Origin of the sequence: Exiguobacterium acetylicum (assembly GCF_022170825.1) — a bacterium.
Classification (GTDB): Bacteria; Bacillota; Bacilli; order Exiguobacteriales; family Exiguobacteriaceae; genus Exiguobacterium_A; species Exiguobacterium_A acetylicum_B.
The window spans coordinates 473,524-494,307 of the sequence record NZ_CP081878.1 but is presented as its reverse complement, the minus strand read 5'-3'; the positions used below and the strand labels follow the sequence as shown (position 1 = coordinate 494,307).

Annotated in this window: 15 protein-coding genes, 3 rRNA genes and 2 riboswitches; all 18 genes read right to left on the bottom strand. The window is 50.0% G+C overall.

Annotation, left to right across the window (positions count from 1 at the left end):
• Window positions 1–14: 14 nt before the first annotated feature.
• A complete protein-coding gene (gene purH, locus K6T22_RS02595) occupies window positions 15–1,535 on the bottom strand; it encodes a bifunctional phosphoribosylaminoimidazolecarboxamide formyltransferase/IMP cyclohydrolase (protein WP_238238762.1) in 1,521 nt (506 codons plus the stop codon).
• Window positions 1,532–2,107, bottom strand: a complete 576-nt coding sequence (purN, locus tag K6T22_RS02590) for a phosphoribosylglycinamide formyltransferase (RefSeq protein WP_238238761.1) — start codon at window positions 2,105–2,107, stop codon at window positions 1,532–1,534. Before purN ends, purH begins: the two co-directional genes overlap by 4 nt.
• Window positions 2,104–3,138 carry a phosphoribosylformylglycinamidine cyclo-ligase gene (purM, locus tag K6T22_RS02585; RefSeq protein WP_238238759.1) on the bottom strand — a complete coding sequence of 345 codons (1,035 nt, stop codon included), beginning with the start codon at window positions 3,136–3,138 and terminating at the stop codon, window positions 2,104–2,106. The genes purN and purM overlap by 4 nt, the downstream gene beginning before the upstream one ends.
• A gap of 16 nt (window positions 3,139–3,154) precedes the next feature.
• Entirely contained in the window at window positions 3,155–4,564 is a 1,410-nt protein-coding gene (purF, locus tag K6T22_RS02580) for an amidophosphoribosyltransferase (RefSeq protein ID WP_238238758.1), read from the bottom strand.
• A complete protein-coding gene (gene purL / locus K6T22_RS02575; RefSeq protein WP_238238756.1) occupies window positions 4,540–6,759 on the bottom strand; it encodes a phosphoribosylformylglycinamidine synthase subunit PurL in 2,220 nt (739 codons plus the stop codon). The genes purF and purL overlap by 25 nt, the downstream gene beginning before the upstream one ends.
• A complete protein-coding gene (gene purQ, locus K6T22_RS02570) occupies window positions 6,740–7,423 on the bottom strand; it encodes a phosphoribosylformylglycinamidine synthase subunit PurQ (protein WP_238238755.1) in 684 nt (227 codons plus the stop codon). Before purQ ends, purL begins: the two co-directional genes overlap by 20 nt.
• On the bottom strand, window positions 7,420–7,668 hold the full coding sequence (purS, locus tag K6T22_RS02565) for a phosphoribosylformylglycinamidine synthase subunit PurS (protein ID WP_238238753.1): 249 nt from the start codon (window positions 7,666–7,668) through the stop codon (window positions 7,420–7,422). The genes purQ and purS overlap by 4 nt, the downstream gene beginning before the upstream one ends.
• Window positions 7,665–8,372: a phosphoribosylaminoimidazolesuccinocarboxamide synthase gene (purC, locus tag K6T22_RS02560; protein WP_238238752.1), complete on the bottom strand. Its 708-nt coding sequence runs from the start codon at window positions 8,370–8,372 to the stop codon at window positions 7,665–7,667. Before purC ends, purS begins: the two co-directional genes overlap by 4 nt.
• A 59-nt stretch (window positions 8,373–8,431) precedes the next feature.
• On the bottom strand, window positions 8,432–9,727 hold the full coding sequence (gene purB / locus K6T22_RS02555) for an adenylosuccinate lyase (protein ID WP_023467067.1): 1,296 nt from the start codon (window positions 9,725–9,727) through the stop codon (window positions 8,432–8,434).
• Complete coding sequence (gene purK / locus K6T22_RS02550) at window positions 9,724–10,827, bottom strand: 5-(carboxyamino)imidazole ribonucleotide synthase (protein ID WP_238238750.1); 1,104 nt, start codon at window positions 10,825–10,827, stop codon at window positions 9,724–9,726. Before purK ends, purB begins: the two co-directional genes overlap by 4 nt.
• On the bottom strand, window positions 10,824–11,315 hold the full coding sequence (gene purE, locus K6T22_RS02545; RefSeq protein WP_238238748.1) for a 5-(carboxyamino)imidazole ribonucleotide mutase: 492 nt from the start codon (window positions 11,313–11,315) through the stop codon (window positions 10,824–10,826). The genes purK and purE overlap by 4 nt, the downstream gene beginning before the upstream one ends.
• An 89-nt stretch (window positions 11,316–11,404) precedes the next feature.
• Window positions 11,405–11,506: riboswitch (purine riboswitch) on the bottom strand.
• 209 nt (window positions 11,507–11,715) lie between these two features.
• Window positions 11,716–11,913 (bottom strand): NETI motif-containing protein, encoded by a 198-nt coding sequence (locus K6T22_RS02540; RefSeq protein ID WP_029340738.1) that lies wholly within the window; start codon window positions 11,911–11,913, stop codon window positions 11,716–11,718.
• A gap of 99 nt (window positions 11,914–12,012) precedes the next feature.
• A 5S ribosomal RNA gene (gene rrf, locus K6T22_RS02535) occupies window positions 12,013–12,128 on the bottom strand.
• A 47-nt stretch (window positions 12,129–12,175) separates the two neighbouring features.
• Window positions 12,176–15,089 (bottom strand): 23S ribosomal RNA (locus tag K6T22_RS02530).
• 165 nt (window positions 15,090–15,254) lie between these two features.
• Window positions 15,255–16,816: ribosomal RNA gene (locus K6T22_RS02525) — 16S ribosomal RNA — on the bottom strand.
• Together the 16S, 23S and 5S rRNA genes form the textbook arrangement of a ribosomal RNA operon.
• Window positions 16,817–17,136: 320 nt before the next feature.
• Window positions 17,137–18,048 (bottom strand): proline dehydrogenase family protein, encoded by a 912-nt coding sequence (locus tag K6T22_RS02520; protein ID WP_238238747.1) that lies wholly within the window; start codon window positions 18,046–18,048, stop codon window positions 17,137–17,139.
• A gap of 83 nt (window positions 18,049–18,131) precedes the next feature.
• Complete coding sequence (locus tag K6T22_RS02515; protein ID WP_238240008.1) at window positions 18,132–19,436, bottom strand: NCS2 family permease; 1,305 nt, start codon at window positions 19,434–19,436, stop codon at window positions 18,132–18,134.
• Between the two features lie 135 nt (window positions 19,437–19,571).
• A riboswitch (purine riboswitch) is annotated at window positions 19,572–19,673 on the bottom strand.
• Between the two features lie 69 nt (window positions 19,674–19,742).
• Window positions 19,743–20,774 carry an acyltransferase family protein gene (locus K6T22_RS02510; protein ID WP_238238745.1) on the bottom strand — a complete coding sequence of 344 codons (1,032 nt, stop codon included), beginning with the start codon at window positions 20,772–20,774 and terminating at the stop codon, window positions 19,743–19,745.
• Between the last annotated feature and the right edge of the window lie 10 nt (window positions 20,775–20,784).

Below are 20,784 nucleotides of genomic sequence, written 5' to 3'. Positions count from 1 at the left end.
CAAATCGCCTCCGCTTAGTGTTTGAAATGTCGAACGTTCGTAAAGATCATCGTAATGCCGTGCTTGTTACACGCATCGATTGACTCTTGATCGCGAATCGAGCCACCTGGTTGAATGATTGCGGTAATACCAGCCGCTGCTGCTGCTTCGACTGTGTCCCCCATTGGGAAGAAAGCATCGGAAGCAAGGGATGCGCCAACCGCTTTTTCTCCGGCTTGCGTGATCGCGATGTTTGCCGAACCAACACGGTTCATCTGTCCTGCACCAACACCAACGGTTACTTCGTCTTTCGCGAGAACGATCGCATTCGACTTGACGTGTTTAACAGCGCGCCATGCCAGTTTCAAATCTTCCCATTCCGCTGCTGTCGGCTTGCGGTCCGTGACGACGCGTGCTGCCGCATCATCAAGCGTCTCATCGTCACTGTCTTGGACAAGCATGCCGCCGGCAACTGCCGTATAGCGGATCGCTTGGACACGTTTGACGTCGAGCTCGAGCAGACGAATGTTCTTTTTCGCTGACAATAAGGCAAATGCTTCTTCCGTGAAGGACGGGGCAATGATAATTTCAAGGAAGATACCACTTAGTTGTTCTGCTGTTTCAAGATCGACTTCGCGGTTCAAGGCGACGATGCCACCGAAGATTGAGATAGGATCTGCTGCATGCGCGCGGCGGAAAGCCTCTCCGATCGTTGGACCGACGGCAACGCCACATGGGTTCATGTGTTTAACGACGACGGCTGCTGCTTCGCGGAACTCGTCGAGGATTTCAAGAGCTGCGTTTGCATCTTGAATGTTGTTATACGACAACTCTTTACCGTGCAACTGCTTCGCGGAAGCAAGGGAAGCCCCACGGTAAATCGGTGTTTTATAAAAGGCTGCTTCTTGGTGTGGATTTTCTCCGTAACGGAGGTCTTGGACCTTCTCAAGCGTAATCGTCAACTGATCCGGGAACTTCTCTCCTGTTTGCGTCAAGAAATAATCCGCGATCAACGCATCGTACGCCGCTGTATGACGGAATGCTTTCGCTGCAAGACGTTGACGTGTCTCAAACGTCGTTCCACCTTCACGAACCTCCGCAACGACGGTTTCGTAATCAGCTGGGTCGACGACGACCGTCACAGCCGCGTGGTTCTTCGCTGCTGAACGCAACATGCTTGGTCCACCGATGTCGATGTTCTCAATCGCATCCGCATAGGCAACGTCTTCTTGTAAGACTGTCTGCTTGAACGGATATAGATTGACGACGACGAAATCAATCGGTTGAATTTGTTGCGCAGCCATCTGTTCACGATGGGATTCGAGATCACGACGACCAAGTAATCCACCGTGGACCATGGGATGGAGCGTCTTGACACGTCCGTCGAGCATCTCTGGGAATTGTGTGACTTCACTGATACCAATGACCGGAAGCCCAGCTTCCTCTAATGCTTGATGTGTTCCGCCTGTCGAGACGAGCTCGATACCTGCTTCGTGAAACGCTCGTCCTAGTTCGACGATCCCTGTTTTATCCGACACACTAATTAACGCTCTCATACGTTTGCCTCCTCTTTCATCCACTCTTCGATGACTTGCGGATACAGTCTATGTTCGACGCGCTGAATCGCTTGTTGCAACGTTTCACGCGTCATCTCTTCTGTAATCCGAACGGCTTCTTGAGCCATGATGGGTCCAGTGTCCATTCCTTCATCGACTATATGAATTGTAACACCTGTGATTTTAACTCCGCCACGAAATGCTTGTCCGATCGCATCTTTTCCTGGGAACGCCGGAAGTAGCGACGGATGAATGTTGACGATCCGCCCTGCGTATCGTCCGAGCAACTCTTCCCCGATCAATCGCATGTAACCGGCAAGGATGATCCGTTCAATACCTTTTGCTTCAAGACGAGCGATGATTTCCCGCTCAAAACTTGGTTTATCCGGATAGTCCTTCGCCCGAAAGACGAAGACGTCACATCCACGTCGTTTCGCCCGTTCAATGACTGCTGCGTCCGGTTGATCGCAGACGATCAGTTCGATCGAGGCATGTAACGTCCCTGCCTCGATTGCTTCAAACAGTGCTTCGACATTACTACCGCTACCTGATGCAAAACAAGCGATCTTCATGCGTCGACTCCTTGAATCCGGACACCTGCTTGATCGGTCACCTGACCAATCACGTACGCCGTCTCATTTTCACGAGCGAGGCGTGCTGTTACTTCCGCAACATCTTCCGGTTTGACGATCAACATGAAACCGATCCCCATGTTGAAGACATTATACATGTCATGTCGTGGCAGATCACCTGCTTGTTCAAGCCAGTCGAAGACCGGTAACGTCGGCCACCTTTTCGGATCAAACGATGCGCCGAGACCTTCTGGCAAGACGCGTGGTACGTTCTCGTAGAACCCGCCACCTGTAATATGGACCATCGCTTGAATCTTTTCCGTCTCAAGGGCAGCTTTGACCGCTTCGACGTAGATACGTGTCGGCATGAGAAGCGCATTACCAAGCGTATGACCGAGCATCATGACTTCATCTTCGTAGCTAAGTCCACTCTCGGCGACGATTTTACGAACGAGTGAAAAGCCGTTCGAATGGACACCGGACGAAGCGAGCCCAAGAATGACATCGCCTGCTGCGACCTTGTCACCGGTGATCAATTTTTGTTTTTCAACGGCACCGACGGCAAAACCAGCGATATCGTATTCGCCATCCGCGTACATCCCTGGCATTTCTGCCGTCTCGCCACCGATCAACGTACATCCGGCTTGAACACATCCTTCAGCAACACCTGCGACGATGCGTTCGATCTTTGCTGGAATCGCCTGACCGAGCGCGATGTAGTCAAGGAAATAAAGCGGTTCTGCTCCTTGGACGATGATATCGTTCACGCACATCGCAACACAGTCGATCCCGATTGTATCGTGTTGTTCGAGTGCGAAGGCAAGCTTGAGTTTCGTACCAACACCATCCGTTCCGCTGACGAGAACCGGTTCTTTCAACTGCAATTGGCTGAGGTCGAACATCGCACCAAAGCTACCGAGTCCCGTTAATACTTCTTTGCGCATCGAACGGGCGACGTGTTTTTTCATTCGAGTGACGGACTCATATCCTGCCGTCAGACTCACACCTGCTGCTTCGTAATGTTTGCTCATGTTCTTCCCCCATCTATCAAAGTTTAGCTTCTAACTCGAGCGAACCGAGTGGTGTCGGGTACTCTCCTGTGAAACAAGCGGTACATTGTCCTTTTAATGGTCCTTCAAACGGACGATCGATTGCATCGACCATACCCGGTACAGTTAGGAACTCAAGTGAATCAGCACCGATTTCTTGACGGATCTCTTCCGGCATCAACCGGGCAGAGATTAGCTCGTCTTTTGACGATGTATCAATCCCGTAATAACATGGATTCGTAATCGGTGGTGCCGTGATACGGACATGAACTTCCGTTGCACCGGCTTCACGTAATAAACCGACGATCCGACGACTCGTCGTTCCCCGAACGATCGAATCATCGACCATGATGACACGCTTGCCTTGTACGACGCCGCGTAACGCGGACAACTTCATTTTGACCCCACGTTCCCGCAACTCCTGTGACGGCTGGATGAACGTCCGTCCGACATACCGGTTCTTGATCAATCCCATTTCATACGGAATCCCACTCGCTTCCGCGTAACCGATCGCTGCCGAGATACTTGAATCCGGTACCCCGGTAACGACGTCTGCTTCGACCGGTGCTTCTTCATACATCTTTTTCCCAAGTGCTTTGCGAGCCGTATGGACGTTGACACCATCAATGATTGAATCCGGACGTGAGAAGTAGATATATTCCATCGAACACATCGCCCGTTCACGTGGCTCCATGTATTGACGAGACGACATGCCGTGTTCTGTGATCGTCACGAGCTCCCCCGGCTCAATATCACGAATGAACTCTGCACCGACGATATCAAAGGCACATGTCTCTGACGCAAACACGATGCCGCCGTCCGGTGTCTTCCCGAGTGACAGTGGACGAAGTCCGTGTGGATCAACTGCCACGAATAGCGTATCTTCCGTTAAGAAGAGGAATGCAAATGCCCCGACAAGACGCGCGAGACTATCGGCAATCCGATCTTCGAGTGTCTCGAGCTTGCTGCGTTTGACAAGGTGAGCGACGACTTCCGTATCACTCGTCGTCTGAAAGATGGCACCTTCTGCTTCTAGTAGATGCTTCAGTGAATCGGCGTTAACGAGGTTTCCGTTATGCGCGAGGGCAAGATCTCCCGTCCGCGATTTGAAATGAAGCGGTTGGGTATTCTCAAGCGTATTTCCCCCTGCTGTCGAATACCGGACGTGTCCGATCGCGTGATGTCCTTTAAGGTCTGTCAGTGTCTCTTCCGAAAAGACTTCCGTCACGAGTCCTTGCCCGCGGTGCGGGAAGAGGTCTTCGCCGTCACTCGTGACGATTCCTGCCCCTTCCTGTCCCCGGTGTTGCAAACTATGCAAGCCGTAATAGGCGAGTTGCGCTGCATTCGGTTGTCCGAAGATCCCGAAGACGCCACACTCCTCATTTAGTCCTTTGATGTCATATAACACGCGATTGCTCCTTCCCAGTCTTCCTGTAAGGTCGAACGGTCTGCTTCGATCCGTGTCTCTGCCGTCTCGATGACAAGAAGCTCATCGTTCGTGACGACACCGATCGCTTGAGCACCGGTCCGTTGTTCGAATGCTGCAGCGTGTGCTTGTGGCACAGTGACGACGAAACGTGATTGCGATTCACTGAACAGGTGTAACGTTGGTCCATCAAACTGAACTGTCAATCCGAGGTTCGTCCCAAATGTCATCTCAGCGAGGGCGATTGCAAGACCACCTTCTGACACATCATGCATCGCATTGACTTCACCTGCTTGTACTGCTTGTTGTAACAATTGTAAGCGTGCGTGTTCGACTGCTAAATCGATCTGCGGTGCGCGACCGAATGATTTACCGAATTGCATATATTGAAGCTCACTACCACCAAACTCGGCTGTTGTTTCACCTAACAGATAAATCTGGTCACCTGCTTGTTTGACGTGTTGTGTCGTGATCCATTCTGTCTGCTCGTGTAATCCGACCATTCCGACGACCGGTGTCGGGTGAACCGCTTGACCAGCTGACTCGTTGTAGAGTGAGACGTTCCCACCGATGACGGGTGTCTCAAGGACACGACATGCTTCCGCCATACCGGCTGTTGCTTGCTGCAACTGCCAGAAGCCTTCTGGTTTATCCGGATTTCCGAAGTTCAGGCAATCCGTTATGGCAAGTGGTGTCGCACCACTCGCGACGATATTACGGGCTGCTTCCGCCACGGCAATCTGTCCACCGACGTATGGATCCAAGTAGACGAAACGACTGTTGCAGTCGGTCGTCATTGCGAGCGCTTTGTTCGTACCGCGGACGCGGATGACGGCTGCGTCTGATCCTGGTGCGACGACCGTCGATGTCTGAACCATATGATCGTACTGATCGTAGACCCAGCGTTTTGACGCGATCGTCGGCTGACGAAGTAGTGCTCGCCATGTCTCAACGACGTCCTCGACGACTGGGAGTGTCTCTTCCATCGCTTGGAATTCTTCATAGTACGCAGGAACGCGGGATGGTTTTTCATAGACTGGTGCTTCTTCCGCTAACGCGTCAACCGGAACTTCCGCCACGATATCCCCATGATGGATCAAACGTAAGACTTTCTCTTCAATGACTTCTCCAACGTGAACGGCATGGAGTCCCCATTTGCTGACGATTGCTTCAATCTCTGCCTCACGACCACGCTTGACGACGAGTAACATTCGTTCTTGTGATTCTGAGAGCATCATTTCGTAGGCTGTCATCCCTGTCTCCCGTTGCGGGACGTCATCGAGGTGCATCTCGATGCCCATGCCTGCTTTTGAAGCCATCTCTGCTGAAGAAGATGTTAGTCCAGCAGCGCCCATATCCTGCATTCCGACAAGTGCTGGATGACCAACGATCTCAAGACAAGCTTCAATCAACAGCTTTTCCATGAATGGATCACCGACTTGAACAGCCGGACGTTTTGCTTCTGTATCCTCTCCGAGATCCTCCGAGGCAAACGTCGCACCATGAATGCCGTCGCGCCCAGTAGCTGCACCGACGTACATGACTGAGTTACCGACACCTTTTGCCTGACCTTTTTGAATATCGGCATGGTTGATCAAACCGATACACATCGCGTTGACGAGCGGATTGCCTTCATACGAACGATCAAATCCGATTTCGCCACCGATCGTCGGGATACCGACACAGTTGCCATAACCCGCGATCCCAGCGACAACTTGTTCGAACAGTTGATTGACACGTGGTGTACCGAGATGACCGAAACGGAGCGAGTTCATGAGAGCGACCGGGCGGGCGCCCATCGAGAAGATGTCGCGAATGATTCCGCCGACGCCGGTTGCAGCGCCTTGGTATGGTTCAACGGCTGATGGGTGATTGTGGCTTTCAATTTTAAAGACGACAGCCTGCTCATCGCCGATATCAACGACACCTGCTCCTTCACCCGGTCCCTGCAAGACACGTGGTCCAGTCGTCGGGAATTGACGAAGGACGGGTTTAGATGTCTTGTACGAACAATGCTCAGACCACATGACCGAGAACAAGCCTGTTTCTGTGTAGTTCGGTTGGCGTCCCAGTAAATCGACGACCATCTGGTATTCCGTATCGCTTAAGCCCATCGTGGCATAAACGCGTTGCTCTTGAATCAATTCTGGTGTTGGTTCAGACTGTTGTTTTAGCATGGTGTGCCCCCTGTTTGACGAGTGAAGTAAAGAGTTTCAATCCATCTGTTCCGCCAGTCAATAGCTCGACCGCTCGTTCTGGGTGTGGCATCATCCCAAGAACATTTCCGGCTTTATTCGTGATCCCGGCGATATCGCCGCGCGAACCGTTCGGATTGTCAACATATGTGAAAGCAATTTGCCCGTTTGTTTGGAGCATCGCATAAGTTGCATCATCACAGTAGTAGTTTCCTTCACCATGCGCGATCGGAATCGAGATCGTCTCGCCTGGCGTATAATCTGATGTAAAACGTGTCTTCGTATTCTCAACCTTCAGTTCGACCGTTCGGCACATGAACTTTAAACCGTTGTTCCGGTGCAAGACACCTGGTAAGAGTCCCGCTTCGACAAGAATCTGGAATCCGTTACATACCCCGAGAACCGTTTTCCCTTCTGCCGCGAAGCGTTTAACTTCTTCCATGATCGGTGAGAAGCGCGCGATCGCACCGCAACGAAGATAGTCTCCGTATGAGAACCCACCTGGTAACAGGACACCATCGTAGCCTTCAAGTGATGTTTCGGTATGGAAAACGTATTCGGCTTCTTCTCCGAGCGCATCCCTAACCGCATGATACATATCTAAATCACAGTTCGATCCCGGAAAGACGATGACCGCGAACTTCATGCTGGCGTCACCTCTTCAATCGTAATCTGGTAATCTTCCATCACCGTGTTAACGAGTAGTTTTTGACACATCTCATGAATCATCGCTTCTGTCGTTTCCGTTTCAACGAGCAGTTCAATCTGTTTTCCGATTCGGACACTCTCGACACCGTTAAAACCAAGCTGTTGCAATCCGCCTTTTACAGCAACTCCTTGTGGATCTAAAATGCTTTCCCGTAATGCAATCGATACGATGACTTTTTTCATTGTGTGTTTCCCCCTAGGCGATTGAATAGTGTTTGGTATGTCTCTGTCAGTGAACCGATATTACGTCGGAAGACATCTTTATCGAGATGTTCTCCAGTTTCCTGGTCCCACAAGCGGCATGTATCAGGTGAAATCTCATCAGCCAGTAGAATCGTTCCATCTGCCGTTTTGCCGTACTCTAGTTTAAAATCAATCAACGTGATTCCGTTTTGACGGAAGTACGGTTGCAAGACTTCATTCACGCGAAGTGCTTTGTCCGACAGCTCTTCTAGCTCTTCAGAAGTCGCAATCTTCAGTAAATTAATGTGTGATGAGGTGACGAGTGGATCGCCTAACGTATCATCTTTATAGTAGAACTCAACGATTGGTGTTTCGAGCACTGTACCTTCTTCGATACCGAGCCGTTTACTCAAGCTTCCTGCGACGACGTTCCGGACGACGACTTCGAGTGGAATGATAGTGACACGACGTACGAGCTGTTCGCGCTCCGAAACACGCTCAATGAAATGTGTCGGAATGCCCGCTTGTTCGAGGATTTCAAAGAAATGACTCGTCAATCGGTTGTTCAATTCGCCTTTTCCAGCAAATATTTCTTTTTTCTCGCCGTTGAATGCCGTGGCCTCGTCTTTATAGACGATCCGGAGCACATCCTGCTCCTGCGTCGTGTACAATCGTTTTGCTTTTCCTTCATAAAGTGGTTGCATCGCTTTCGTCCCCCATGATCCTAAGATGTAGACGGGGCAAGTGCCCCGTCTCAGGTTGATTAGTTCAAGCCACACCGTTCAAAAATTTCATCGACACGACTCGTATGGTACGTCGGATCGAAACACGCATCGAGCTCTTCTTCTGTGAACAGCTGTTGAATGTCCTGTTCTTGCCACAATAAGTCACGGAACATGATTTGTTCTTCCCACGCCTGCATCGCACGCGGTTGAACGAAATCATACGCTGCTTCACGAGACCAGCCTTTTTCGATTAAAGCGAGTAAGACATGTCCCGAGAAGATGACCCCAAACGTCCGGTCCATGTTCCGTTTCATGTTGTCCGGGAAGACCGTCAAGTTCTTCACAATGTTTCCGAAACGGTTCAACATGTAGTTGAGCAGTCCTGTTGCGTCTGGAAGAATGATGCGTTCTGCCGAAGAATGCGAGATATCGCGTTCGTGCCAGAGTGAGACGTTCTCGTACGCCGTCACCATGTGTCCACGGATGACTCGGGCAAGACCCGTCATGTTCTCAGAGCCGATCGGATTCCGCTTGTGCGGCATCGCTGATGATCCTTTTTGACCTTTAGCGAAGAATTCTTCGACTTCACGTGTTTCTGTCTTTTGTAGACCCCGGATCTCCGTTGCCATCTTTTCAATCGATGTCGCGATCAAAGCCAGTGTCGACATATAGTGTGCATGACGATCGCGCTGTAACGTCTGTGTTGAAACCGGTGCTGGTTTCGTTCCTAATTTTTCGCAGACATACTTTTCAATGAACGGATCGATATTCGCGAATGTTCCGACGGCACCGGACATCTTGCCATATTCGACCGTCTCACGTGCAGCTTCGAAACGGACCTTGTTCCGTTTCATCTCTTCATACCAAAGCGCTAGTTTCAGACCGAACGTCGTCGGTTCTGCATGTACGCCATGTGTGCGTCCCATCATGACCGTATATTTATGTTCGTTCGCTTTGACTTTTAAGATTTCGATGAACCGATCGAGATCAGCAGCAAGAATATCGTTTGCTTGCTTTAACAGATACGAGAGTGCTGTATCGACGACGTCCGTTGACGTTAGTCCGTAATGCACCCACTTGCGTTCTTCTCCGAGTGTCTCAGAGACAGCACGCGTGAAGGCGATGACATCATGACGTGTCTCTTGCTCGATTTCAAGGATGCGGTTGACATCAAATGAGGCATTATCCCAAAGCAACTGGACGTCCTCTTTTGGGATGACCCCTAGTTCACTCCATGCTTCACACGCAAGAATCTCGACTTTTAACCAAGCTTCAAATTTGTTTTGTTCGGTCCAGATCGCTTTCATCTCAGGACGCGTATACCGTTCGATCATTGAACTGTCTCCTTCCATATCGACAGGCGTTCGACTTCTGCCAAAGCATCGTCGACGGTTTCCGCAAGGATGTTTAAATGTCCCATCTTGCGACCTGTCTTGGCTTCTGCTTTTCCATATAAGTGAATTTTCGTCCGAGCGTTCAGTCTCGGCAGTTCCTCGTATAATGCTGTGACATGCTGACCCAGGATGTTCGCCATGACGACCGGTGTCGTCAGACGGGTATCACCGAGTGGGAGACCACTGATGGCACGGATATGTTGCTCGAATTGAGATGTTTCACAAGCATCGATCGAATAGTGACCCGAATTGTGTGGTCGGGGTGCTAGTTCATTGACGATTAGTCGAGAACCAACGACGAACAACTCGATTGCCAGTGTACCGATCAGCCCGACGGCATCCGCGATCGATTCAGCGAGCGTAATTGCTTCTTGTTCGAGTGATTTTGAAATGCGAGCCGGTACAATCGATAGATGCAAAATGTTCTCCTGATGAATGTTCTCGCTAACAGGGAAAACACGAGTCTCGGTTGCGCTTCGAGTCACGATGACGGAAATTTCCTGATCAAACGGTAACCATTGTTCTGCGACATACTCAGTCGGTTCGAATTGTTTGATTGCCGCTTGGAACTCTTCTTCCGTCCGAATGACGGTCTGTCCTTTTCCGTCGTATCCGAATCGTGCTGTCTTCAAGACGAACGGTAATCCGAGTTGTTGCTTCGCTTCCTCTAAGTCAGCAGGATGTGTCACCGGATAGTATGGAGCGACGGAATGCCCGATGCGTTCAATCATCTCTTTTTCTCGAACCCGATGTTGCGTTTGAAAGAGGAGATCGGTTCCGTGAATCAGTTTCGTTCCGATTGCTTCAGCGACTTCCGTCGAGATATTCTCGAATTCGTAGGTGACGACATCCGATTCAGCCGCAAGTTGCTTTGCTGCTTCAACATCCGTGAAAGCTGCCTGAATGTGTTGATCCGCTACTTGCGCACACGGTGCGTTGTCTGTTGGATCAAGCGTCAGAATCTCAAAGCCCATCTCACGGGCAGACAGTGCCATCATTCGACCGAGTTGACCGCCACCTAATATTCCGATTCGCTTCATAGTAGGTTCCCTCCGGATGCAATGACGTCCCCTTCGAGTTCAACACGCATATGATCGAGCTTGCGGGCAAGTCGTTCATCTTGAATCGAAAGAATTTGAGCGGCTAGCAATCCAGCGTTTTTCGCGCCTGCCTCTCCGATCGCGACTGTTGCGACCGGTACACCGCCTGGCATTTGAACGATCGAGAGCAAGGAGTCGATTCCTTGTAGCGCCCTACTCTTCACAGGAACACCGATGACCGGTAATGTCGTTTTAGCAGCGACCATGCCTGGTAGATGAGCGGCACCGCCTGCGCCGGCAATGATGACCTTTAGTCCTCGTTCACGTGCTGACTCAGCATAACGAAACATTAGATCTGGTGTCCGGTGTGCGGAGACGACCTTCTTCTCAAACGGAATTTCGAGTTGCTCCAACACATCACATGTATGTTTCATCGTTTCCCAATCCGATTGACTTCCCATGATGACGCCGACTTCTACATTTCCCATCGCTGTTTCCTCCTTTATGCATAAAAAAAGCCCAAACCACGGCTAAAAGGGTGGCTTAGGGTATAAAAAGGTACGCCAAAGAAATATCGACGAACATCCATATACCCCATAGTCCAACGATTTAGGGTCGTTGGGTAGAAACTTGCAAGCCATATCCCTGCTATTATACGAGGTGTTTATATTCAATCATCCTGTCACGACTTCATCTTAACAAGTCCATCCCAAAGCGTCAACCAAAGGCGAACAATTTAATTATCTGAAAATTTATCGTTCGGTTTTAAAAGGTGTTTTTCTGATTTCATCCAGTGTCCATTCGGAGTTTATTTTTGGATATACCTCAGAAGCGTTACAGCATAAAAAAAGCACCCTCCAAGGTAACAGGAGGGTGCTCGCGACGTTGTCATTCGCTTTCTTTCACTTTACAATCAAAGACGATTTGCTGACGAATTGGATACGGTTCGCCATTGGCATCTAATCCAAAGATCGGCTCTTCTCGTCGGACCGTCGGGCGGTATCCCATGGCATCGATACGATCCAAACAAGCACCAATCGTCTCGTTCTCTTCGACGGCTACACGTAGTTTCGTTTTTTTCGCCATATCCCTGTTCAGTCCCTTCATTAAAATAGATACATGTCTTTCTACAAAAAGACACAAAAAAGCGGCGGCCCTTGAGCGTATGCTCCAGAACCACCGTTTGCCTGGCAACGTCCTATCCTCACAGGGGGAAGCCCCCAACTACTTTCGGCGTTCAAGTGCTTAACTTCCGTGTTCGGCATGGGAACGGGTGTGACCACTTGGCTATCGTCACCAGACGATCGGGCTCGCGCCCTCAAAACTGAAGTCATCAACAAGCATCTGCTAGAACAAGGCCTCGACCGATTAGTATCACTCAGCTCCACATGTCGCCATGCTTCCACCCGTGACCTATCTACCTCATCGTCTCTGAGGGGTCTTTCTTGATTACTCAAAGGGAAATCTCATCTTGGAGGGGGCTTCATGCTTAGATGCTTTCAGCATTTATCCCGTCCGCACGTAGCTACCCAGCGATGCTCCTGGCGGAACAACTGGTACACCAGCGGTGCGTCCATCCCGGTCCTCTCGTACTAAGGACAGCTCTCCTCAAATTTCCTGCGCCCACGACGGATAGGGACCGAACTGTCTCACGACGTTCTGAACCCAGCTCGCGTACCGCTTTAATGGGCGAACAGCCCAACCCTTGGGACCTACTCCAGCCCCAGGATGCGATGAGCCGACATCGAGGTGCCAAACCTCCCCGTCGATGTGGACTCTTGGGGGAGATCAGCCTGTTATCCCCAGGGTAGCTTTTATCCGTTGAGCGATGGCCCTTCCATGCGGAACCACCGGATCACTAAGCCCGACTTTCGTCCCTGCTCGACTTGTAGGTCTCGCAGTCAAGCTCCCTTCTGCCTTTGCGCTCTACGAATGATTTCCAACCATTCTGAGGGAACCTTTGGGCGCCTCCGTTACTGTTTAGGAGGCGACCGCCCCAGTCAAACTACCCGCCTGACACGGTCCTCCAGCCGGATTACGGCTGCGAGTTAGAGACTCTATGCATGAAGGGCGGTATCCCAAGGGTGACTCCTCCGAAGCTGGCGCTCCGGGCTCGACGTCTCCCGCCTATCCTGTACATCATGCACAAAGCCTCAATATCAGGCTGTAGTAAAGCTCCATGGGGTCTTTCCGTCCTGTCGCGGGTAACCTGCATCTTCACAGGTACTATGATTTCACCGGGTCTCTCGTTGAGACAGTGCCCAAATCGTTACGCCTTTCGTGCGGGTCGGAACTTACCCGACAAGGAATTTCGCTACCTTAGGACCGTTATAGTTACGGCCGCCGTTTACTGGGGCTTCGGTTCAAAGCTTCGCTTGCGCTAACCCATCCCCTTAACCTTCCAGCACCGGGCAGGCGTCAGCCCCTATACGTCATCTTGCGATTTAGCAGAGACCTGTGTTTTTGCTAAACAGTCGTTTGGGCCTATTCACTGCGGCTCTACTCATGTAGAGCGTCCCTTCTCCCGAAGTTACGGGACCATTTTGCCGAGTTCCTTAACGAGAGTTATCCCGCGCGTCTTAGAATTCTCATCTCGCCTACCTGTGTCGGTTTACGGTACTGGCGCCTTCCCCCTCACTAGAGGCTTTTCTTGGCAGTGTGAAATCGTGACCTACGTCCCTACGGGACTCCGCATCGTTCCTTGACTTTGATGCCTGACGGATTTGCCAATCAGACGGTCTTGAAACTTGCACATGCACTTCCATCCGCATGCGTCACTATCCTCCTGCGTCCCCCCATTGTTCAAACGGTGGATCGGCGGTACAGGAATATCAACCTGTTATCCATCGCCTACGCCTTTCGGCCTCGGCTTAGGTCCAGACTAACCCTGAGCGGACGAGCCTTCCTCAGGAAACCTTGGGCTTTCGACGGAGGGGATTCTCACCCCTCTTTTCGCTACTCACACCGGCATTCTCACTTCCAAACGCTCCACTGCTCCTTCCGGTACAGCTTCACAGCGGTTTGGAACGCTCCCCTACCATTCCTTACGGAATCCGCAGCTTCGGTGGTATGTTTAGCCCCGTTACATTTTCGGCGCGGCGCCACTCGACTAGTGAGCTATTACGCACTCTTTGAATGGTGGCTGCTTCTAAGCCAACATCCTAGCTGTCTAGGCAGCGCCACATCCTTTTCCACTTAACATACACTTTGGGACCTTAGCTGGCGGTCTGGGCTGTTTCCCTCTTGACTACGGATCTTATCACTCGCAGTCTGACTCCCGAGTATAAGTTGCTGGCATTCGGAGTTTAACTGAATTCGGTAACCCTGTGGGGGCCCCTAGTCCAATCAGTGCTCTACCTCCAGAACTCTCAACCTCGAGGCTAGCCCTAAAGCTATTTCGGGGAGAACCAGCTATCTCCAGGTTCGATTGGCATTTCACCGCTACCCACACCTCATCCCCGCACTTTTCAACGTGCGTGGGTTCGGACCTCCAGTCAGTGTTACCTGACCTTCATCCTGGACATGGGTAGATCACCTGGTTTCGGGTCTACGACAACGCACTGAACGCCCTGTTCAGACTCGCTTTCGCTACGGCTCCGCCTCATCGGCTTAACCTCGCGCGTTATCGTAACTCGCCGGTTCATTCTACAAAAGGCACGCCATCACCCGTTAACGGGCTCTGACTACTTGTAGGCATACGGTTTCAGGATCTATTTCACTCCCCTTCCGGGGTGCTTTTCACCTTTCCCTCACGGTACTGGTTCACTATCGGTCACTAGGGAGTATTTAGCCTTGGGAGATGGTCCTCCCGGATTCCGACGGGGTTTCACGTGTCCCGCCGTACTCAGGATCCACTCTGGAGGGAAAACAGTTTCAGCTACAGGGCTGTCACCTTCTTCGGCCGACCTTTCCAGGTCCTTCACCTACTGTCTTCCTTTTTGACTCCGTATAGAGTGTCCTACAACCCCGAAGAGCATGCTCTCCGGTTTGGGCTGTTCCCGTTTCGCTCGCCGCTACTCAGGGAATCGCATTTGCTTTCTCTTCCTCCGGGTACTTAGATGTTTCAGTTCCCCGGGTCTGCCTCACGCTACGCTATGTATTCACGTAACATGTCCCATCCCATTACAGATGGTGGGTTCCCCCATTCGGAAATCTTCGGATCAAAGCATACTTACTGCTCCCCGAAGCATATCGCTGTTCGTCGCGTCCTTCATCGGCTCCTAGTGCCAAGGCATCCACCGTACGCCCTTCATACCTTGATCTAGCGTTGGTATTCTAAGAACACACGTCTAATGACATGGTTATAAAAAGTTTGATGTCTTGTTGATGTCTTCAGTTTTCAAGGTGCGAGTGTCTCTTTCGAGACGTGAGAGACGAGCTCTCAAAACTGAACGATGGGCATGTCCCGTAAGGGACGTTTTCCTTAGAAAGGAGGTGATCCAGCCGCACCTTCCGATACGGCTACCTTGTTACGACTTCACCCCAATCATCTACCCCACCTTCGACGGCTGGCTCCTTGCGGTTACCTCACCGGCTTCGGGTGTTGCAAACTCTCGTGGTGTGACGGGCGGTGTGTACAAGACCCGGGAACGTATTCACCGCAGTATGCTGACCTGCGATTACTAGCGATTCCGACTTCATGCAGGCGAGTTGCAGCCTGCAATCCGAACTGGGAACGGCTTTATGGGATTGGCTCCACCTCGCGGTCTCGCTGCCCTTTGTACCGTCCATTGTAGCACGTGTGTAGCCCAACTCATAAGGGGCATGATGATTTGACGTCATCCCCACCTTCCTCCGGTTTGTCACCGGCAGTCTCCCTAGAGTGCCCAACTAAATGCTGGCAACTAAGGATAGGGGTTGCGCTCGTTGCGGGACTTAACCCAACATCTCACGACACGAGCTGACGACAACCATGCACCACCTGTCACCATTGTCCCCGAAGGGAAAACTTGATCTCTCAAGCGGTCAATGGGATGTCAAGAGTTGGTAAGGTTCTTCGCGTTGCTTCGAATTAAACCACATGCTCCACCGCTTGTGCGGGTCCCCGTCAATTCCTTTGAGTTTCAGCCTTGCGGCCGTACTCCCCAGGCGGAGTGCTTAATGCGTTAGCTTCAGCACTGAGGGGCGGAAACCCCCCAACACCTAGCACTCATCGTTTACGGCGTGGACTACCAGGGTATCTAATCCTGTTTGCTCCCCACGCTTTCGCGCCTCAGCGTCAGTTACAGACCAAAGAGTCGCCTTCGCCACTGGTGTTCCTCCACATCTCTACGCATTTCACCGCTACACGTGGAATTCCACTCTTCTCTTCTGTACTCAAGCCTTCCAGTTTCCAATGGCCCTCCCCGGTTGAGCCGGGGGCTTTCACATCAGACTTAAAAGGCCGCCTGCGCGCGCTTTACGCCCAATAATTCCGGACAACGCTTGCCACCTACGTATTACCGCGGCTGCTGGCACGTAGTTAGCCGTGGCTTTCTCGTAAGGTACCGTCAAGGTACGAGCATTACCTCTCGTACGTGTTCTTCCCTTACAACAGAGTTTTACGATCCGAAAACCTTCATCACTCACGCGGCGTTGCTCCATCAGACTTTCGTCCATTGTGGAAGATTCCCTACTGCTGCCTCCCGTAGGAGTCTGGGCCGTGTCTCAGTCCCAGTGTGGCCGATCACCCTCTCAGGTCGGCTATGCATCGTCGCCTTGGTGGGCCGTTACCCCACCAACTAGCTAATGCACCGCAAGGCCATCTCAAGGTGACGCCGGAGCGCCTTTCATCAGCGGACCATGCGGTCCGTTGAACTATCCGGTATTAGCTCCGATTTCTCGGAGTTATCCCAATCCTTGAGGCAGGTTCCTTACGTGTTACTCACCCGTCCGCCGCTCATTCCACTGCCTTCCCTCCGAAGAGTTCCGTCAGCTTCCTGCGCTCGACTTGCATGTATTAGGCACGCCGCCAGCGTTCGTCCTGAGCCAGGATCAAACTCTCCATGAAGTGTTTGACTTGCTCGTTGTTGTGACCGAAGTCACGATTGACGAAGCTTGCGCTTCATTCGTTTTTGTATTCCGTAGAATACGATTTTTGCCTCATCGTTCAGTTTTCAAAGTTCGTCCGCCGCCTTAGCGACTTTAATAGATTAACAGGTTGTTTTGTTTATGTCAACCATGCTTTTTAAAAAAACTTTTCAGCCCCAACGAACCGTTTATAAAAGGCGTCTCGCTGGAACATTTATTAATATAACAACAAAATTCGACAAACACAAGCATTATTTCAAAAAAACTTTGCAAAGAGTTTAAATCCTCTTCGCAAAGTCTTTACCTTCTTAACATGGCGCCTACTGTAAAAGCGATATTGGCTGGGCGTTCAGCCAGTCGTCTCATCAAATACGTATACCAGTCGACACCGTGCGGAACATAGATGACGACACGGTAGCCTTGTCGAACGAGCTCTTGTTGTCGCTTCGGTCGCATACCTTGAAGCATTTGAAATTCAAACTGTGTTCGATCAATATTTTTCATTTGAGTAAAGCGAATGATTTGTCGAATAATCTGTTCATCATGTGTCGCGATCTGAGTATAGTTGCCTTCTAACAAATTAATCTTCACTAATTGAAGATACGTCTCATCTACGGTCTTCTTAGGTTGGATATAGGTTTCATCATCTCCGTCGTATGCCCCTTTAACGACACGTACTGTTGATTGAAGACGTTCTAGGTCAAAACGACTGCGGTATACATTTGCCTGTAATGCAATCCCAACGTTCGGATATCGATCGTGCACCCTTTCAAATACTTGCACAATCGACTCGACCATCGCCGCTTCTTCCATATTGACGGTCACACGCATATTTCTTTGGTCAGCAACCTCTGCAATACGACTTAACTGCTGATAGGCGATATCCGGATCAATTCTTAACCCGATTGATGTCAGCTTTAAAGATACTTGTGCGTCTAGATCATATGCTTTGATCTGTCCGATGACTTTAATACATTCATTTGCGATGTCTACCGCGTCTTGTTCTGTCTCGACGAACTCACCCAAACAATCTACTGTGGCGGCTCGTCCATCTTGATTGAATTGTCTCACCGTATCGAGTGTTTCTTCTGCGCCCTGCCCTCCGACGAATAACGTTCCACCAAGTGGTAATCCGACTTTTCTAGCTAATTGAATCAACAGTCTATTCTCAGCCAAGTATTCAAATGCAGGTCCAGTAATTTGTTGTAACATCTGAATCATCCTCTCTCTTCTTCCTTACCCTCTCCTAATAAAAAAACGTCTTTCTTCTATATAGAAGAAAGACGTAGTTTGGATTAATGCAACCAGATGAAGTAACCGAGGAATCCGAGTGACAACACATACATGATTGGATGCACTTCTTTCGCTCGTCCTTTAGCGATCATCGTGACCGGATAGAAGAGGAAACCGAATGCAATCCCTGTTGCGATCGAATACGTTAATGGCATCATGATGACCGTCAAGAAAGCCGGAACCGCGTACTCGAATTTCTTCCAATCAATCTGAAGCAATGAAGCTGCCATCAACACACCGACGATGATCAATGCGGGTGCTGTGACCGGTGCTGTAATGATTGCAAGTAATGGTGAGAAGAATAAAGCGAGACCGAAGAACAATGCTGTGACGATCGCTGTCATACCTGAACGACCACCTGCTGCGACCCCTGCGCTGGATTCAACGTAAGAAACCGTCGTTGATGTTCCAAGAATCGAACCTGCTACCGTCGCTGTTGAGTCAGCAATTAATGCGCGACCCGCACGTGGTACTTTATTTTCTTTAATCAGCCCCGCTTGGTTTGCTACTGCAACCAGCGTACCTGCTGTATCAAAGAAATCCACGAAGAAGAATGTCAAGATGACGATCATCATTTGAACCGTGAAGATTTCATCAAAGTGAAGGAATGCCTGTCCAAATGTTGGGGCGATACTCGGTGGTGCTGAAACGATCTCACCAAGACTTGTCGGAACTGGAATCAAGCCGAAGATCATACCCGCAATTGCTGTTAAAATCATTCCGAAGAAAATCGCGCCTTTGACACCGCGTGTCATCAAGACTGCCGAGACAACAAGACCGAATACCGCGAGGAGTGTCGTTCCCTTACTTAGATAACCAAGTGAGACGAGTGTTGCTTCGTTCGCAACGACTAAACCACCTGTTTTTAAACCGATGAAAGCAATGAATAATCCGATTCCTGCTGCAACCGCCATTTTCAGTGGTTCTGGAATCGCATTGATGATGACCTCACGAATGCCTGAAGCCGTTAATACCATGAAGACGAGACCTGAGACGAGAACACCCGAAAGTGCGGTTTGCCATGGAATACCCATTCCGATGACGACACTATAAGCGAAGAAGGCGTTTAAGCCCATACCCGGTGCAAGCGCAATCGGATAATTCGCGAATACTCCCATCGTGATGGAACCAATCATTGCAACGAGCGCTGTTGCTCCGAAAACTGCTCCTGCATCCATTCCCGCATCTGCTAATGTGTTCGGGTTGACGAATAGGATGTACGCCATCGCAAAGAATGTCGTCATGCCGGCGATGAACTCTGTACGCATGTTCGTACCAAGCCCATTGAAATCAAAGAAACGCGCGATCGCATTTTCTTTTGCTTTCGGTTGGTGTGGCTGTTTCAATTGTGTGCTCATGATTGCCTTCCTTCCAAATAAGCCGTCTCCTTGAAAACAAAAAACGGCCCTTACCTAAGCGGTAAAAGCCGTTTCAATAAGCGCACGATGCTGCGTGTGCGCCGTAGTAGGAACCTTTACGGTGTTCCTGTAGAGACTTCCGGGCCCTATCCCCAGAATTATACGGCATTATTTATGTTTTTTTAGTGGTATGAAAAATAAGAACAGACACATCGTAGCACGGTCAAATTCAGGGGTCAACCATAATAACGAAATTTAACTACTTATTTTATCCGAACGTTCGGTTTTGTAAGCGCTCTTCTGTTCGGAATCTACTATAATCCATTTCGATAGTTGTAGTGTCATTGGGAATTTTCCGAGTAAAACCAAAATCAGAATGGTCATCACACTAACCCATATGCTATGCCAAATCCCGACATTATCATAGAACGATGTAGCAACTAATACTTTTACGATAAAACCGTGTCCGACATAAATCGGTAATGTATGAGCCCCAAGTGTTGTTCCAATCCCATTTCGCCTTGGTATCCAAGCAAAAAAAGCGCAGATCAAAAGAAGTTGTAAACCATACAAAGAAAGTCGAATACCTGCTCCTTCTACACCTAGATCCATAGCAGCATAACCGGTTGTACCACTCAACAACTGAAAGTTCAAAATCTCTGGGTAACGTAACAATAGGACGATTGCGATTCCTCCCATCCCTAATCCAAAAATCTTTGCACCACCCGATGTCGGAAAGGTTAACTGGTGTCGGCGGAATATATAGCCTAGTAAAAAGAACGGGAAAAACACGATAATCCGTGAAGCACTAAGTGTCCAGCCGATCGCTTCAAAAAAGCCGAGATAAACACTAATTACGATGCTTCCTGCGACAAAGTACCATAATGACACTTGTAGAAAGTGATTTATCCAGACGATTACCCACAACACCAACGTCCATATAAACACCGCAAACAGATACCAATAGATATAAGCTGGTTGCAGCGTCCAAAACGCATATTGTGTAAGTCCCAACCACTTTGTTACTGCGACGAATACCGTTTGCACAAGCAGAAACAACAGAAGATAATCTAACGTCAGTCGAAGAAGACGAGATGTCGTCATGCGTCCTTTCGTAAAGTAGCCGGAGATGAAGACGAAGGCCGGCATATGAAACAGATAAATGAAATGAAACAGGTTCGTAATACCGACATCTTTTGAAATCATCGGTTCAATCAAATGACCGAATACGACGAGCGTAATCAATCCGAATTTCGCATTATCCCAATATGCATCGCGTTTGTTCATAACGAATGTC

Coding starts and splice junctions, on each gene's coding strand:
- purE (WP_238238748.1), bottom strand. CDS start 11,315: ATGGGAAATGTAGAAGTCGGCGTCATCATGGGAAGTCAATCGGATTGG.
- purC (WP_238238752.1), bottom strand. CDS start 8,372: ATGCAACCACTTTATGAAGGAAAAGCAAAACGATTGTACACGACGCAG.
- purS (WP_238238753.1), bottom strand. CDS start 7,668: ATGAAAAAAGTCATCGTATCGATTGCATTACGGGAAAGCATTTTAGAT.
- purL (WP_238238756.1), bottom strand. CDS start 6,759: ATGCTAAAACAACAGTCTGAACCAACACCAGAATTGATTCAAGAGCAA.
- K6T22_RS02520 (WP_238238747.1), bottom strand. CDS start 18,048: ATGTTACAACAAATTACTGGACCTGCATTTGAATACTTGGCTGAGAAT.
- K6T22_RS02510 (WP_238238745.1), bottom strand. CDS start 20,774: ATGAACAAACGCGATGCATATTGGGATAATGCGAAATTCGGATTGATT.
- K6T22_RS02540 (WP_029340738.1), bottom strand. CDS start 11,913: ATGGCGAAAAAAACGAAACTACGTGTAGCCGTCGAAGAGAACGAGACG.
- purQ (WP_238238755.1), bottom strand. CDS start 7,423: ATGAAGTTCGCGGTCATCGTCTTTCCGGGATCGAACTGTGATTTAGAT.
- purN (WP_238238761.1), bottom strand. CDS start 2,107: ATGAAGATCGCTTGTTTTGCATCAGGTAGCGGTAGTAATGTCGAAGCA.
- purB (WP_023467067.1), bottom strand. CDS start 9,727: ATGATCGAACGGTATACGCGTCCTGAGATGAAAGCGATCTGGACCGAA.
- purM (WP_238238759.1), bottom strand. CDS start 3,138: ATGAGCAAACATTACGAAGCAGCAGGTGTGAGTCTGACGGCAGGATAT.
- purH (WP_238238762.1), bottom strand. CDS start 1,535: ATGAGAGCGTTAATTAGTGTGTCGGATAAAACAGGGATCGTCGAACTA.
- purK (WP_238238750.1), bottom strand. CDS start 10,827: ATGAAGCGAATCGGAATATTAGGTGGCGGTCAACTCGGTCGAATGATG.